Source organism: Dyella sp., from assembly GCF_035685885.1.
Taxonomy (GTDB): domain Bacteria; phylum Pseudomonadota; class Gammaproteobacteria; order Xanthomonadales; family Rhodanobacteraceae; genus Dyella.
Window position 1 is genome coordinate 14,291 of sequence record NZ_DASRZX010000121.1, and the last position, 13,604, is coordinate 27,894.

Below are 13,604 nucleotides of genomic sequence, written 5' to 3' on the forward strand. Positions count from 1 at the left end.
CGCCGGCTGTCAATTGCCCTGCGCACCCTGGAAGGAGGTGTGGCCCGCCGCGTCGGGCAGGTTGCGATTGTTGTCGCAGATGTATTCGCCGACCCGCGTGCCAGCGGGTGCGGCCTGGTAGGTCACTTTGGTCTCCCACGGTTTGCTGAACGTGCCGGGATCCTCGATCCTGACGGTGACCTCCAGCCTGTCCTGCGCCACGCGGCGGTAGCGCTCGACCACGTGCAGGGCTTCGGTGTGCGGCGTGCCCACCATGTCGAGCGTGGTCTTGTCGTTCAGGCCGATGGTGTCGACGACCAGCGTATCGCCTTCCCAATGGCCGACGGCGTCGCCCATGTAGCTGGGATCGGGGTCGCTGGCATGGCCTCCCTTGAGGAAGATCAGGCGGAAATGGTTCTGTTCCTCGAACAGCATGCTGACCTGGCCGGGCGTCTCGAGGATCTGGATCGGGTAGGGCGCGCCAAACAGCATTTCCGGGATGCCACCTGGCAGGCATTCCGTGAGGGTGTTGGCGAAGATGTCGCCGGCATCGGCGTCCTTGATGCGGGCTTCAAGGACTGCGGCGGCTGCGGGCAACAACGGCGGCATCGAGCCGTCGCTGGTGCGCAGCACGCGCTCCCGCGCGGGAAATCGCCCGGTGCCCTTGTAGTTTGCGTTCAGCCAGAGGCCTGAAAGGCTGCCAGGACCCTTGGGTACTGCGGCGCTGCCGGTTGGGGTTGCGCCTGGCGCAGCGTGGGACGTGGTCCAGGTGCCGACGCCGGCGCAGCACCCAAGTACCGCGATTGCGATGCCCAATAGTGCCGAGGGTGAAGCGAAGGCGTGCTTCATTTGCGCTCCGGTTCGTTACCGATCGGCTTGCCGTTGACGCTGCCCGACATCAGCGACCCGCCGTTCGTGCCTTTGCGCAGGGGATGGATCACCAGCGTCGTCATGTCACCCGCGTGCAGGGAATGCCGGGTCCAGCCCATGCGGCTCTGCACCGCAATACTGTTGGCCTCGACCGACCAGAGCACGGGCTGATGGGTGGCGGGATCCGCGACGAGCAGATCGATCCAGACGTGGGGATTGGTCCATTGGTAGTCCTTGACCGTCCCTTCGATGGTGAGCGACTGCTGCATGTCGAACATGGCGAATGAATGGTGCGCGAACGCACGGACGCTGGCGGCCGACACGAGCAGCATCGCCACTGCCATCCCGCGTCCCGTTGTCAATGCCCGAATCCCCATGTACAGCCCGCCTTCAATCCGTGTCGCCGGATGATATGCGCGACGTTGCTGCAAGAGGTCCCGATCAACCTAAAGTTATAGGCGGTAGCCAAATCAAATTGAGGCCCGGCGAATAGGGTCCGTCATGTTCATGGCCGAGCAACAAATCAGCCAAGATCAGGGAGGGGACACATGTCGGGCAACCACGGATTGGGATCGCGCGCGCGCGCCTTGGGATGGGCGGCACTGTGCGCGTCGATGGGTATGGCGGGAGCCGTGCAGGCTGAACAGGCCGGCGACAAGTCATCGGACACGCTGGAAGAAGTGATCGTCACCGCCAACCGCGTCGAGCAGGATGTGCAAAAAGTGGCCGCGGCGGTCCAGGTCGTGCAAGGTGAAGCCCTCTCCGAGCAGGCGCAGACCAATATCGGCGCCATCTTCGCCGACACCCCGAGCGTCAACATCACCGCGCAGCCCGCCGGTTTCAGCATCAACATCCGTGGCCAGATGGGCGATGGCCCCTCGGGCAACCAGCAGGGCGCGGTCGCGAGCGAGTTCGACGGCATCTATAACATCACTTCCCTCGCCACCGAGGTCGGTTTCTTCGATCTGGACCGCATGGAGGTCCTGCCGGGTCCCCAGAGCACGCAGTACGGCCCCAACGCGGACGGCGGTGTCGTCAACGCGATCAGCAGGAATCCCACCTTCGGCAACTGGAGCGGCAATGGCACGCTCACCTACGGCAACTACAATCTGCGCCGTGGCGAGTTCGGCCAGAACATTCCGCTGGGCGGCACTTTTGCGCTGCGCCTGTCAGGTGCATTCATCGACCGCGGCTCATACACCGAACCCGAAACATCCAACCAGATCGCCCAGTCGGTGCGACTGAAGGCGCTGTGGCAACCGAATGAGGAGTTCAGCATCAAGGCCTGGGTGCAGCTCGACCACATGGGCGGCACCGGCAACGGCCTCGAACCCTACATCTTCAGCGTGACCGACAACTACAACAACGACGACATCAACAAACCATCCATCGCCTGCAATGCGGCGTACTTCGCGCAGTATCCCGGTACGGATTGCGCCAATCCCTGGAACCATCCCAACACGTTTGCCAATGGCGCCGCGGAAACCGGTCACGCCAATCTCTACGAGACCACTTACGCCGCCACGATGTCCTGGCAGATGACTGACGAGGCGATTCTCGACGTGACGCCATCGTACATCGTCGGCGCAGGAACACAGACCGGCAACATCCCGAACGGTCCGCCCTTCCTGGCCCCGGGAACCCCGGCCTACAACGGCACCTACACCTACACCCTGCAGTATCCGTTCGATCCGTTCCATGAGTTCGCGACCGAAGTGCGCATCCACAATGCGCCGGGCGCCAGGATGTTGTGGGCGGCGGGTTACTACCTGTGGCAGTACCACGTCAACCAGTGGGGCGCTCCGCAGGGACCGCCTTGGGCCGTGGGTCCCGAGTACGGCCACTTCAATGCCACCACCACCAACGCACTGTTCGGCGACATCACCTATCCGGTGTCTGATTCATTCCGTGTGCTGGGAGGCCTTCGCTCCAGCGGCGACAAGCGCATCGCCCATCAGAATGTCGGTCCCGGCAACGTGTCGGTCGGCACCGAGCATTACAGCCATCTCGACTATCGCATTGGCGAAGAGTTGGATTTGGGGCCCAATGCCATGGAGTACTTCACGTACGCCACTGGCTATCGGCCCGGCGCGCTCAACTATACGGCCAATACCAGCACCTGGTCGGCGGCTGCCAACGAAGTCAACAACGCGTTCGAGCTGGGCCAGAAGAGCCGCTTCTTCGACGGCCGGCTGCAGGTCAATGCCGACGCCTTCTATTACTACGAAGCCAACTACCAGAACGGCGACAACTACACGCAGTTCCTGCCGCAGGGGTACCAGGGCATCACCACCACCACGGGCTCTCCGAACATCTGCTACGTGAATGGTCCGGGAGCCCAGGCTCCGGCGGTCTGCAATCTGCCGGCCTGGGAACCGAACGTGCGCGCATACGGTGCCGAGACGCAAGTCCGCTTCAACGCAACACCGGATGATCGCTTCAGTCTGTCGGCCACGTTCGAAAAGGCGACTTACCAGAAGAACGCCAGCGGCTGCGCCACGGTGGGCAGCACGCTGCCCGCCAGCGCCTGCGCCTATGGTTACAACGTCGACAATGGTTTCAGCCAGAGCGGTGTCCAGTTCGTGGATATCCAGGGCGCGACCACCGCACACACGCCTGAATGGGCCGGCAACCTGGGTTACAACCACATCTTCCATCTGGGAAGCTACGCGCTGGATCTGGGCGGCACGGCGTTCTACTCCGACTCTTACTTTGCCCATCCGGCCGATATTCCCCCGGCTCCGGACTATCAGCCCGCCTACTGGCTGTTCAACGCCACGGCCAACCTGAAGCCTGCCAGCGAAATCTGGTCGCTCAACGCGTACGTCCGCAACATTCGAAACTATGCCGTCAAAGAGTCCTACCTGCCCTCGACGACGCTGGGCGATCCGCGGCTGTTTGGCGTGACGCTCAACTTCAAGTGGTGATCAGCATGATGATCGCAAGGCTCCGCCGCCGGGACGGCGGAGCACTCTCGCCGGTGATCTGCTGGGCGGCATTCGCCGCCCTGGCAGTGGGATTGGCGCCGTCCGCGAAGGCGCGCACGATCGAGGGCGCAAAAAGCGCCTGCGTCGCGCTGGCCAAACTCTCCTTGCCGAACACGACGATCACGGCCGCGCAGCTGGTGGCGACAGGAAACCTCAAGCTGCCAGAGCAATCTGGTGGCCCGCCGAACGCCGCTGGCCCTGCGCCGCCCGACACCAGCAGCCTGCCGGCTTTCTGCCGCGTCGAGGCGACACTGCGGCCGTCAGCTGATTCGGACATCAAGATGGAAGCCTGGTTGCCCGTATCCGGCTGGAACGGCAAATTCTACGCGGCGGGCAACAGCGGTTGGGCCGGTTCCATTCCCTACCGTCCCATGGTGGCCGGAATCGCCGCCCACTACGCCACGGCGGGCACCGACACGGGTCACGAAGGCAACAACGGCTCCTTCATACCGGGCCATCCGGAGAAGCTGGTCGATTACGGTTATCGCGCCGACCACGAGATGACGTTGCGTGCCAAGGAGCTCGTCCAGGCTTTCTATGGCGGCAAGCCCAAGCATTCCTACTGGGTTGGCTGTTCGCTGGGCGGAATGGAAGCGCTGGTCGAAGCCGATCGCTATCCGCAGGACTACGACGGCATCGTCGCCGGCGCGCCGATGAATCCCATGACGATGTTCAACGCGGCGCAGATGTGGCCCGCGTGGCTGTCGCAGAAATATCCCGACGGCATCATACCGGCGGCGAAGTTTGCATTGATGCACGACGCGGTCGTCAAGGCTTGCGCATCCCCGATCGGCCAGCGGCAGGGCTTCATCGAAGATCCGTCCGCGTGCAAATGGGATCCCGCAGCGCTGCTCTGCAAGAGCGGCGACGCCCCCGACTGCCTGACGGCGGCGCAGGTCGACATGGCGCATCGCTTCTACGCAGGTCCGGTCAATCCACGCACGGGCGAGGCCATCTTTCCAGGGCCGCCGTTTGGAACCGAAGGCGACATTGGCCGCAATGGCATGACCAACCCGGTCGGCATCGCGATCGATCTGTACCGCTATGCGGTCTATCAGGATCCCGACTGGGACTACCGGACCATGGACTACGACACGGCCATCACCAAGGCCCGCACCGAAGTGGATCCGCTGATGCGCGCCGGCACCAACCTGAACGCGTTTTTCGATCACGGTGGCAAGCTGCTGTTGCACGGCGGCTGGGCCGAATGGCGCAACGGAACCGAACTGCGCGACTACTACCTCAAAGTGTTGCAGAACGCGGGACCAAAGCAGGCCGAGCAGCTGCGTCTGTTCCTGATATCGGGCATGGGCCACTGCGGTGGCGGCAATGGCCCGAACGAGTTCGACAAACTGGGCGTGCTGGACGCCTGGGTGGACAAGGGCAAGACGCCTTCCCGGTTGCTGATGTCGAAAACGCTCCAGGGCAAGGTGGTACGCACCCGGCCCGCCTGCGCGTGGCCGGCGGTCGCGAAGTACAAGGGCAATGGTGACGAGGACCAGGCCGACAGCTACGTCTGTTCCAACCCTTGATTGCCGGAGCAAGGTCCTTGCGCTGCGCTGCGCTGCGCTGCGCCGCGCAGCCGGCCAATGACAATTCTTTACTCCCGCCAGCACGGCAGCGAAAAGAATCAATGCCCGCAGCGCCAATTCTTATGGCGGTGGTGTGCGAAGGTACGGATGGCACCGCAGCTGGATAGGCAATGTCATTCACCGAAAGACCTTCGGAGTCATCATGAAACCCGGAAACGGCCTGCGCTGCGTGACGTTCGTACTGTGGCTCGGCTTCCTGTCCGCGGCGGGATTCACGGGCAGTGCGCATGCAGCCAGCTATGCCAGCCTGGCCATCGTCAAACCGGTCCTCACCTGCGACCAGCTGGCACACGCTGAACTCAAGACCGCGAGTGGCGCAAGAGTGGCCATCACGAAAGCAACCGTGAATGACACTGAGAAGGGTGCCTACTGCGTAGTTGTGGGAACCGTCGCCCGAGGCTACCGATTCCAGGACAGCCTGCCCATCGAGCACTGGACCCAGCGCTTCCTGATGGGCGCATTCGGTGAAGCCAGCGGCTGCACGCCGGCGATGAATGGCGAATTTGCCGTGGCCAGCGGCGGCGGTGGCGGCACGATGGGCGATGCCAGCAGCCAGAAGCTGGATCCGCAAGCCGCCACTTGGGGGTTGACGCCGCAGGCGCGGATCAACGGCGCCTATCTCAACAATCACATGAGCGTGCTTGCCTCGAAAGCCGTCATCAAGGCGTTTTACGGTCGGGACCCCAGGTATTCGTACATGACGGGATGCTCGATCGGCGGCTGGCAGGTGCTGCAAGAGGCCCAGCGTTTCCCCGAGGACTTCGACGGCTATCTGGTCGGCGCGCCGCCGCTGTACCAGACCGTGCACGATCTCGGTTTCTGGCACGGCTGGGAGTACCACATCAATTCACGCGCAGATGGCTCGGTGATCCTGACGCCGGACAGGCTGCCGATCCTGCACGCCGCGGCGCTGGCCCATTGCGCTGCCGTTTCCGGCGTCATCGACGACGATCTGCAGCAGCCCACGGCGTGCACGTTCGACAAATCGTGGGTGCAGTGTCCCGCAGCTGTGACCGACACTTCGAACTGCCTGACCGCGGAAGAGGCCAGCGTGGCCGAACAACTCTACCTCGGTCCCAACGATGGCAAGGGCCGCTATTTCGAGCCCAGCGGTTTCCCGCTGGGCTCGGAGTTGCAATGGCACCTGAGCACGCCCGGCAAGCCTGCCGATGGGGAAGCGCTGGCGCCGCATGGCGTGCACGCCTTCCTCATGCCGCCGCTCAGCGGCCAGGACACGGCGACCATCATGGCCCAGTTCAGCTTCACGCAGCAGTTCCTCGACAAGACGCGGGCGATGGAGCCTCTGTTCAATGCCACCAACACGGATCTGCGCAGATTCGCCGGGCGCGGCGCGAAAATGATTCTCTGGCAAGGCGCGGAAGACACCACCGTCCAGCCGGCCAACAGTCTCTCCTATTACGAGGGCGTGCAGAAGCAGATGGGCGTGGAGGAAACCGATACCTTCCTGCGCTTCTTCCTGTTGCCGGGTGTCGGACATTGCGGTGGTGGCGACAGCGCCAACAGGGAGGACCTGCTGACTCCGCTGATGAGTTGGGTCGAGACGAAACAGGCTCCCGTCATGATCGTCGCCGGCAAGCCGGTGTCGCAGAGCAGTGGCCTCGCGAGCCCACGCAATCCGGCTGGTCCAACTGGACAGGGTGGACCCGGCGGTCCGGGCGGTCCGGGCGGCGGCGCTCCGTTCGCGCAGCCTCCAGGCCCGTTTGTCTATACGCGACCCATCTATGCCTATCCCAGCGTCGCGCGCTATGGCGGCATGGGCGACAAAGGCGATGCCTCCAGTTATTTCGCAGTCAGGGGTCCTGCGAAGGTGCCGCAATCTTTCGACAACGCCTCGGTCGACATGCTGGGTCCGCACAAACAGAAGTTCTACCGGGTCGAAGCGGGCACGCTTGTGGTGACGTCGAAGCCATGACCCGGAGACGCAATACCGCACTGTCCTGGAACGCAGGGTTGCTGGGCTGCGCAATGATCCTGTGCGGCGTAGCCAGTGCTGCGGAGCCGCTCCCCGTGAAGTGGCAGGATCTGACCTCTGCTGACTTTTCCAGGGCAATCGCCAAAGCCGAGGGAGTCTGTCTGCTGCCCATGGGCAGCGTGGAAAAATTTGGCCCGACCGCGCCACTGGGAACCAATCTCTATCTGGTGCGCGCCGTCGCGGAAGCGGCTGCCGCCCGCGAGTATGCCGTGGTGTTCCCCGACTATTTCGCGGCCGGAACCAGCAGTGTGCGCAATTTTCCCGGCGCGGTCTCCTACAGCGTGCACCTGCAGTATGAATTGCTGCAGGAAACGGCGGCCGAAATGGCGCGCAATGGTTGTCGCAAGATCCTCATCGTCAATGGCCACACGGGGAACGTGCCGCTCATCAATCTGTTCGTGGGCGATCTCGCTGACTCTCGTCGCTACGTCGCGTACAGCGTATACGGACTGACGTTCCGCGCCGCCGGAAACATCCAGCCCACGGATTTTCCGGCGGCCGCCCGGCCATCGAAGCCCGGTGTCGATGGGCACGGTGGCGAGGAACGCGTCTCGGCCATGCTGGCCGTGCGCCCCGATCTGGTTCATCTGGATCGAGCCCGCGAGGAATTCGCAGTCAAAGGCACGAAGACAGTCTTGCCTGAGAGCGTTGCCACTGGACTGTCCCATCTTGCCGAGTCGCCCACCGGCTATGAAGGCGACGCGGCTGGCGCAACGGCCGCTCGCGGACGCGCGCTGATGGAATACGGAACGCGCAAAGTGGCCGAATCCATCCGGGCGATCAAGGCGGATCGCGCCAGTCCGGAGTTTCAGCAACAATTCCTGGACACGGCCGCGGATCCGCTCACGAAGCAGTTGCCGTTGCCCGCGAATCGATGAGGGATTGAACGTGGAAAGAACGGCCAAGACGCGGCCGCCACCTTGGTGTCGGGTATTGGCGGCCTGCTCAATCAGCTATTGACGACTGTCACACACGGGGAATCACAATGAAGAAATATGCCACGGCGTCGGTTTTGTCAGGGCTGGCCATCGGTCTGTTCGCGATGTCCAGCGCCATGGCTGCGCCGAGCGCCTTGCCGGGTGATCGCGGGCGTCCAGGTGACGGCGTGCCAACGGCGCCGTCACCCAGCGCGGGGCCGCCGGCGCCAAGACCCCCCGATCCCGCGGCGCGCGCCCTGGCCATCGATCTCGCGCTCAAGGCGGCGCAGGCGATCGCTGCAGGCTGCAAGCAATATCCGTTCGGACTGGCCATCGTCAACGCGGAAGGCGTTGCGACACTCATTTACGTGCCGGACGGCGCGGCTGCGTGGCACGGATACAGCGCCGTACGCAAGGCGTACACGGCGGTGACGTTCAAGGAACCGACTTCCGCGCTGGTCGCGCGGGTGGGGCAGGACGCTGCGCTCGCCGGCAAGGTCCGGGCCGATCCCAATCTCCAGCTGCAGAAGGGCGGCGTACCGATCATCGTGGGCGGCGAAACCATCGGAGCGATTGGCGTCAGCGGCGCGGAACCGGGCGGTCATGATGAAGAATGCGCGCTGATCGGATTGAACAGCATCAAGGATCAGTTGCAGTAGGTGCAGGCGAAGTCGAAGGGGAACAGCATGAAAGACATTTCCAGGCGAGGCTTCATGAAGGTCGGGTCGGCTGCGGGAGCCGTGTTGGCAGGCGCCGCGGCGGTGGGCAGACTCGGCGCGCGATCCGCCTCTGCGGCCGAGAACAACTCCTTCCAGGCGGCCAGTTCCGCCATGAATCGCGGACCAGGCGAGCGGCCGAAGCGCGGGCCGGGTATTCAGGCTGTCTATGCGCTGTGCGAGGTCACGGGAGGTGGCCAGAAAGTCTACGGCATTGCAGTCGAATACGACGCCAGCATCGACCCGGACAGCCTGGCGCCGGATACCTACACCGCCAGCGTGGTGCCGGCGGCCAGGGGTTTTTTCCCCGGCATGCCGCAAGAGCCCAACAAGAACGCGACCACGGAGGCACCCAGGGCCCGTCGTGTTGCGGCTGTCTACACCAATGCCGGACCTGCGCTGCTCGCCGACCGCAAGAGCGTTGCCGGTTCGTACGTCATCCTGGAATTCGACCATGACGCCGACCTCAGCGCGCCGAGCACGGACAGCGACAAGGTGATGGTGACGCAGGACAAGAGTGTCAGGAGCGTCGACGGAGCATTGTTCGCAGCCAGTGCCATGGCTTGGGACAACGGCGGTCAACGCGGCAACGCCGTCGTGATTCGCGGCGTCGACGAGTGGGAGCAGAACCACTGGTGGTGGGACGATGCACGCTCGGCGTGGCTGGAGTACAGCATCTACCTGCCGAAATCCTTTCTGAAGGCGGGTGGCGAATCGAAGTCCTATCCGCTGGTGCTGGCGATCACCCACTCCGGGACCAGCTATGACGGCAACTGCGCGCAGACCCTGACCGAGCAGTGCATCGCGAGCATCTGGAGTCTGCCCGAGGAACAGGCGGCGCATGAGTGCGTGGTGATCACGCCGCGCTACGAGCGCACCACGATGAATGACTACTGGGAGCACACCTACGATCTCGAGAATACCTACCGGCTGGTGGAATCCCTGCTGAAAAACACCTGGAATTACGGCAACCCGAATCTGCCGGATCGTGCCGACAAAGTGCTGAAGATCGATCCGAAGCGGGTCTATTGCACGGGTTGGTCGATGGGCGCCATGTCGTCGCTGTGGCTGATGGCCAAACATCCGAAGACTTTCGCCGCCGGACTCATCATCGCGGGCCAGCAACGTCCGGCCGATGTGGTCGATCTCGCAAAACAGAACGTGCTCATCATCACCGGCACCGAAGACGGCAAGGCCACGCCCTGGAACGAGAAGTGCGTGCCGGTGTGGGAACATGCCGGCGCCAAAGTGACCCGGCCCGCGGAGCGCCTGGATCCGGCACTCATCTTTCCGGTGGAAGACCAGAGCAGGTTGACCGATGAGATCAACGGCTATCTGGGCAAGGGCGGCAACATCACCTTCCTGACCTTCCAGGGCGTGGATCACATGCAGTCGGCCAGGAAGTTCTTCTATATCAAGGCGGCGAGGAACTGGCTGTTCCGACAGATGAAAACGTAGCCTGCCGGCCCGCTCAAAGTGGGGCGACCAGCACCAGATCGCGATCAGGGCGTGGTATACGCTCCGCGCGGATCACCGCCGTGACGGGATCGAAGATTTCCTCTCAGGTCGATCATCCACGATTGAGGTGCACGACGGTGCGATCGTCTCTCAGCAGCAACGCCAGCACAGCCGCCATCGGGCAGGCGAGGAGCGATGCGATGATCGGCGCCTGCAGGCCGACGCGATCGCCCAGCCAGCCGAGGCACGCGGGCGCGATGACGCCGCCTGCGATCTCGCACCACGCCTGCACCAGACCGACACTCGCTGCGATCCGCGCCGGCGCGACGGATTCGGACGGCACGACGGCCAGGAACAGCGGGAAGCAGCCGCCGGCGAAACTGCCGATGAACACCAGCGCTGACAAGCGCCAGTCGAGCACCTGCATCTGCAGCAGCGCCAGCGGCGCGATCAGGCCGATGCCGGCGCCGATCACGAGCGTGGCGCGCCGGCTCCAGCGATCCGAGAGCGCCGGCAGCACGAGCACGCCTGCGAACGAGCCCGCGCCGAAGCAGCTCATGACGAATCCGATCGAATCCGCGTCCAGCTGCTTCACCTGGTAAAGGTAGAGCGGGAAGAACGTGACGTTCAACACCAGCCAGCCGACCAGCAAGCCGCCGATCGCGCAGCACAGCAGCAGGTTGCGCCGGCGTTCAGTGGCCGTGGCGGTGTTGCCGGACGCGTCGGAGGTGGATCCGGGCGCGTTGTGACCGGACAGCGGCGGCAGCGTCAGCCTCAGCACGATGGCGAGCACGCTGATCCCCGCGGCGAGCAGCAGCATCGTGGTGCGCCAGCCCAGTTGCTGTCCCATCGGGATGACTGCCAGCGGCCCGAGGATGGCGGCGATCAGGCTTCCGCCCAAACCCTGGATGAGCCCCATGTGCAAGCCGCGATGTTGCGTCCCGAGCTCCCGCGCCACGGCGCCCTGGATCAGGGGTAGCGCCGGTCCTCCGGCGGCGCCGGCGAGCACCCGGCATGCGAGCAGCGCGCCGAAGCCGTCGGCCAGCCAGCTGCCAAAGCATGAGAGAGCGGTCATGAAAACCGCGGCCGGGAGCCAGTGGCGCGTCGCGGCCGTGTGCGTCATCAAGGCCGGGACGAGCCAGCCGGAGGCGGCCCAGGCGAGCGCGAATGTCGCGGAGAGCAGGCCGATGTGTCGCGCGCCCAGGTGCAGGTCTGCGACCAGGAATGGCGCGAGGTAGTCCGTCGCATTGCGGACCAGGAACACGAGGCCGAACGCGATCGACAGCAGCACGATGAGCGGCGCCGCCCGGGCGGCAGGAGCGGTGGGCGGTGCGTCCGCGTTCGCGCCGGCTTGGGGCACTAGCGCCTGGCCACGGATCGGGCCACGTCGAACCGTGCCGGCGCGCGAAAGCCGGCCTCCGCGAAATCGATCGCGCGCTCGAGCGCCTCCTCGAATCCCGGAGGGCTGCAGCGGCCTTCGGACAGCACGCCGAGGCGCTCCACGTCCCAGGGGTTCATGTGCTCAATGCTCATCATGAAGTGGAAGCGCCAGCACACCTCCTCGAACGAGAGGTGTGGCAACGAGCGCTGCAGGGCCGGAATCACGTGGCGGAATTTCGAGACACCCGCGTCGACTTCGTCGCGCATCTTCAGGTCGGCCGCGGTCAGTGCGCGGCAGAGGAATTGGAGGGCGGGGCGGCGCGGCGAGCGCGGGTCGCGCCAGCGTGCGAGCGGCAGCAGCATCGCCCGCAGGATCGGCCGCAGTTCCGGGTGGGGTGCGCCGAGCAGTGGCGCGAGCAATGCCTCGCGTTCGGCTTCGATCTCGGCCGAGCGCGCGTGGAAGATCGAGACCAGCAGGTTCTGGCGGCTGCCGAAGTAGTAGTTGATCGCCGCGAGGTTCACCTTCGCGGCGGCTGCGATGGCCCGCACCGAGACGGCTTCGAGCCCGTGCTCCCCGCACAGGCGTTCCGCGGCGTCGAGGATGCGCGTGTAGTGCCCGGATGCCGCGCGGGCCGTGGCGGCGCGGCGGGCGGGCGGCCGCGGGGACGGCCGGCGTTTGGTGCGGGTGGTCATCCGGACATTATGCACAGCCCGTCCGGAGGCCGGAAGCAAACGTTCGTTTGACTTCAAACGAACGTTCGTACAATATCCGGCCCACAAGAATTTTCATTGGGGGGAACGATCATGCGTACCAACCACGCCAAGCTCACGCCCGTTGTCCTGCAGGCGCTGGCAGTGGCCGGGGCCCTGCCGTTCGCGCAGCTGGCCCTCGCCGCCGACGCAGGTGGCGATGCCGGAGCGGCACCGGTCGAGCTCGAGGAGATCATCGTCACGGCGCAGAAGACCAGCGAAAGTGCCTCGAAGACCCCGATCGCGCTCAGCGTCTACTCGGGAGAGGAGCTCGCGCAGCGCGGGGTCGTCAGCGTCTCCGACCTGCAGAACATCGCCCCGGCGGTGAACGTCGATCGCACGCCATTCGGCGTCAACATCAACATCCGCGGCGTCACGACCACGGACAACACCAGCAAGGGTTCGCAGGGCGTCGCGTTCACGGTCGATGGCGTGCCGATCGGCCGCCCGGCCGAGATCGGCCTGTCCTTCCTGGATGTCCAGCGCGTCGAAGTGCTGCGCGGCCCGCAAGGCACGCTGTACGGCAAGAGCAGCACGGGTGGCGCGGTCAACGTGATCTCGAACAAGCCGGTCGACCAGTTCGAGGCGTCCGCGGCGTTCGAGACCGGCAACTACAACCTGCGGCGCGGCGAGCTGATGGTCAACCTGCCGGTCACCGACACGCTGGCGCTGCGCGCGGCAGCCAGCTCCAATGTGCGTGACGGCTTCCTGAACCCGGTGCTCGGCAATGCCAACAACCTGACGGGCAACGCGCCGACCAACGACGAGAACAACCAGAGCGGCCGCCTGATGGCGCAGTGGAAGCCATCGGACTCGACCAGCCTGCTGGTCACGGGTTCGTTCGGCCACGTCGGCGGAGCGGGCGCGGGCAATGCCCTCTACGACCTCGTGGAGAACCGCAGCGGGTCCGCCGCGCGCAAGGTCTACTACAACCCGTTCGGCAGCGAGATGGACCAGCGCTT

Annotated in this window: 13 protein-coding genes; 7 read left to right on the forward strand and 6 right to left on the reverse strand. The window is 64.7% G+C overall.

What is annotated here, in order from left to right:
• Positions 1-9 precede the first annotated feature (9 nt).
• Both VFG49_RS14235 and VFG49_RS14240 read right to left on the reverse strand, forming a co-directional pair.
• Positions 10-612, reverse strand: a complete 603-nt coding sequence (locus tag VFG49_RS14235; RefSeq protein ID WP_324861619.1) for a hypothetical protein — start codon at positions 610-612, stop codon at positions 10-12.
• Between the two features lie 212 nt (positions 613-824).
• Positions 825-1,193: a DUF6152 family protein gene (locus tag VFG49_RS14240; RefSeq protein WP_324861621.1), complete on the reverse strand. Its 369-nt coding sequence runs from the start codon at positions 1,191-1,193 to the stop codon at positions 825-827.
• A gap of 204 nt (positions 1,194-1,397) precedes the next feature.
• Here VFG49_RS14240 and VFG49_RS14245 point away from each other — a divergent pair, with 204 nt between their 5' ends.
• Positions 1,398-3,776 (forward strand): TonB-dependent receptor, encoded by a 2,379-nt coding sequence (locus VFG49_RS14245; protein ID WP_324861623.1) that lies wholly within the window; start codon positions 1,398-1,400, stop codon positions 3,774-3,776.
• Here the strand turns inward: VFG49_RS14245 and VFG49_RS14250 are convergent.
• Positions 3,766-3,960: a hypothetical protein gene (locus VFG49_RS14250; RefSeq protein ID WP_324861625.1), complete on the reverse strand. Its 195-nt coding sequence runs from the start codon at positions 3,958-3,960 to the stop codon at positions 3,766-3,768. The genes VFG49_RS14245 and VFG49_RS14250 overlap by 11 nt on opposite strands.
• Between VFG49_RS14250 and VFG49_RS14255 the strand changes: the two genes are divergently transcribed.
• The 4 genes from VFG49_RS14255 to VFG49_RS14270 all read left to right on the forward strand — a co-directional run bounded on the left by VFG49_RS14255 (position 3,941) and on the right by VFG49_RS14270 (position 8,997).
• Positions 3,941-5,368 (forward strand): tannase/feruloyl esterase family alpha/beta hydrolase, encoded by a 1,428-nt coding sequence (locus VFG49_RS14255; protein ID WP_324861627.1) that lies wholly within the window; start codon positions 3,941-3,943, stop codon positions 5,366-5,368. The genes VFG49_RS14250 and VFG49_RS14255 overlap by 20 nt on opposite strands.
• 202 nt (positions 5,369-5,570) lie before the next feature.
• Positions 5,571-7,361 carry a tannase/feruloyl esterase family alpha/beta hydrolase gene (locus tag VFG49_RS14260; protein WP_324861629.1) on the forward strand — a complete coding sequence of 597 codons (1,791 nt, stop codon included), beginning with the start codon at positions 5,571-5,573 and terminating at the stop codon, positions 7,359-7,361.
• Positions 7,362-7,456: 95 nt separating this feature from the next.
• Positions 7,457-8,299 carry a creatininase family protein gene (locus tag VFG49_RS14265; protein WP_324861631.1) on the forward strand — a complete coding sequence of 281 codons (843 nt, stop codon included), beginning with the start codon at positions 7,457-7,459 and terminating at the stop codon, positions 8,297-8,299.
• 107 nt (positions 8,300-8,406) lie between these two features.
• Positions 8,407-8,997 (forward strand): GlcG/HbpS family heme-binding protein, encoded by a 591-nt coding sequence (locus tag VFG49_RS14270; RefSeq protein WP_324861633.1) that lies wholly within the window; start codon positions 8,407-8,409, stop codon positions 8,995-8,997.
• On the opposite strand, the gene VFG49_RS14275 is transcribed toward VFG49_RS14270, so the two are convergent.
• Positions 8,985-9,170, reverse strand: coding sequence for a hypothetical protein (locus VFG49_RS14275; protein ID WP_324861634.1), 186 nt, complete (start codon positions 9,168-9,170; stop codon positions 8,985-8,987). The two genes, VFG49_RS14270 and VFG49_RS14275, sit on opposite strands and share 13 nt — an antisense overlap.
• On the opposite strand from VFG49_RS14275, the gene VFG49_RS14280 reads away from it, so the two are divergent.
• A complete protein-coding gene (locus tag VFG49_RS14280; protein ID WP_324861636.1) occupies positions 9,169-10,512 on the forward strand; it encodes an alpha/beta hydrolase-fold protein in 1,344 nt (447 codons plus the stop codon). The two genes, VFG49_RS14275 and VFG49_RS14280, sit on opposite strands and share 2 nt — an antisense overlap.
• A 112-nt stretch (positions 10,513-10,624) precedes the next feature.
• Here VFG49_RS14280 and VFG49_RS14285 read toward each other — a convergent pair whose 3' ends face one another.
• Together VFG49_RS14285 and VFG49_RS14290 are read right to left on the reverse strand one after the other, a co-directional pair.
• Entirely contained in the window at positions 10,625-11,803 is a 1,179-nt protein-coding gene (locus VFG49_RS14285) for an MFS transporter (protein ID WP_324861638.1), read from the reverse strand.
• Between the two features lie 68 nt (positions 11,804-11,871).
• The gene (locus VFG49_RS14290) at positions 11,872-12,585 is read right to left on the reverse strand and encodes a TetR/AcrR family transcriptional regulator (RefSeq protein WP_324861640.1); all 714 of its coding nucleotides are present in this window, start codon (positions 12,583-12,585) and stop codon (positions 11,872-11,874) included.
• A gap of 111 nt (positions 12,586-12,696) precedes the next feature.
• Here VFG49_RS14290 and VFG49_RS14295 point away from each other — a divergent pair.
• Positions 12,697-13,604: TonB-dependent receptor (locus VFG49_RS14295; protein WP_324861641.1), on the forward strand; the 908-nt coding region annotated here is incomplete at its 3' end.

Bases quoted from the DNA above. Each gene is read 5' to 3' on its own strand.
- VFG49_RS14240 (WP_324861621.1), bottom strand. From the start codon at position 1,193: ATGGCAGTGGCGATGCTGCTCGTGTCGGCCGCCAGCGTCCGTGCGTTC.
- VFG49_RS14245 (WP_324861623.1), top strand. From the start codon at position 1,398: ATGTCGGGCAACCACGGATTGGGATCGCGCGCGCGCGCCTTGGGATGG.
- VFG49_RS14260 (WP_324861629.1), top strand. From the start codon at position 5,571: ATGAAACCCGGAAACGGCCTGCGCTGCGTGACGTTCGTACTGTGGCTC.
- VFG49_RS14270 (WP_324861633.1), top strand. From the start codon at position 8,407: ATGAAGAAATATGCCACGGCGTCGGTTTTGTCAGGGCTGGCCATCGGT.
- VFG49_RS14280 (WP_324861636.1), top strand. From the start codon at position 9,169: ATGAATCGCGGACCAGGCGAGCGGCCGAAGCGCGGGCCGGGTATTCAG.
- VFG49_RS14275 (WP_324861634.1), bottom strand. From the start codon at position 9,170: ATGGCGGAACTGGCCGCCTGGAAGGAGTTGTTCTCGGCCGCAGAGGCG.
- VFG49_RS14290 (WP_324861640.1), bottom strand. From the start codon at position 12,585: ATGACCACCCGCACCAAACGCCGGCCGTCCCCGCGGCCGCCCGCCCGC.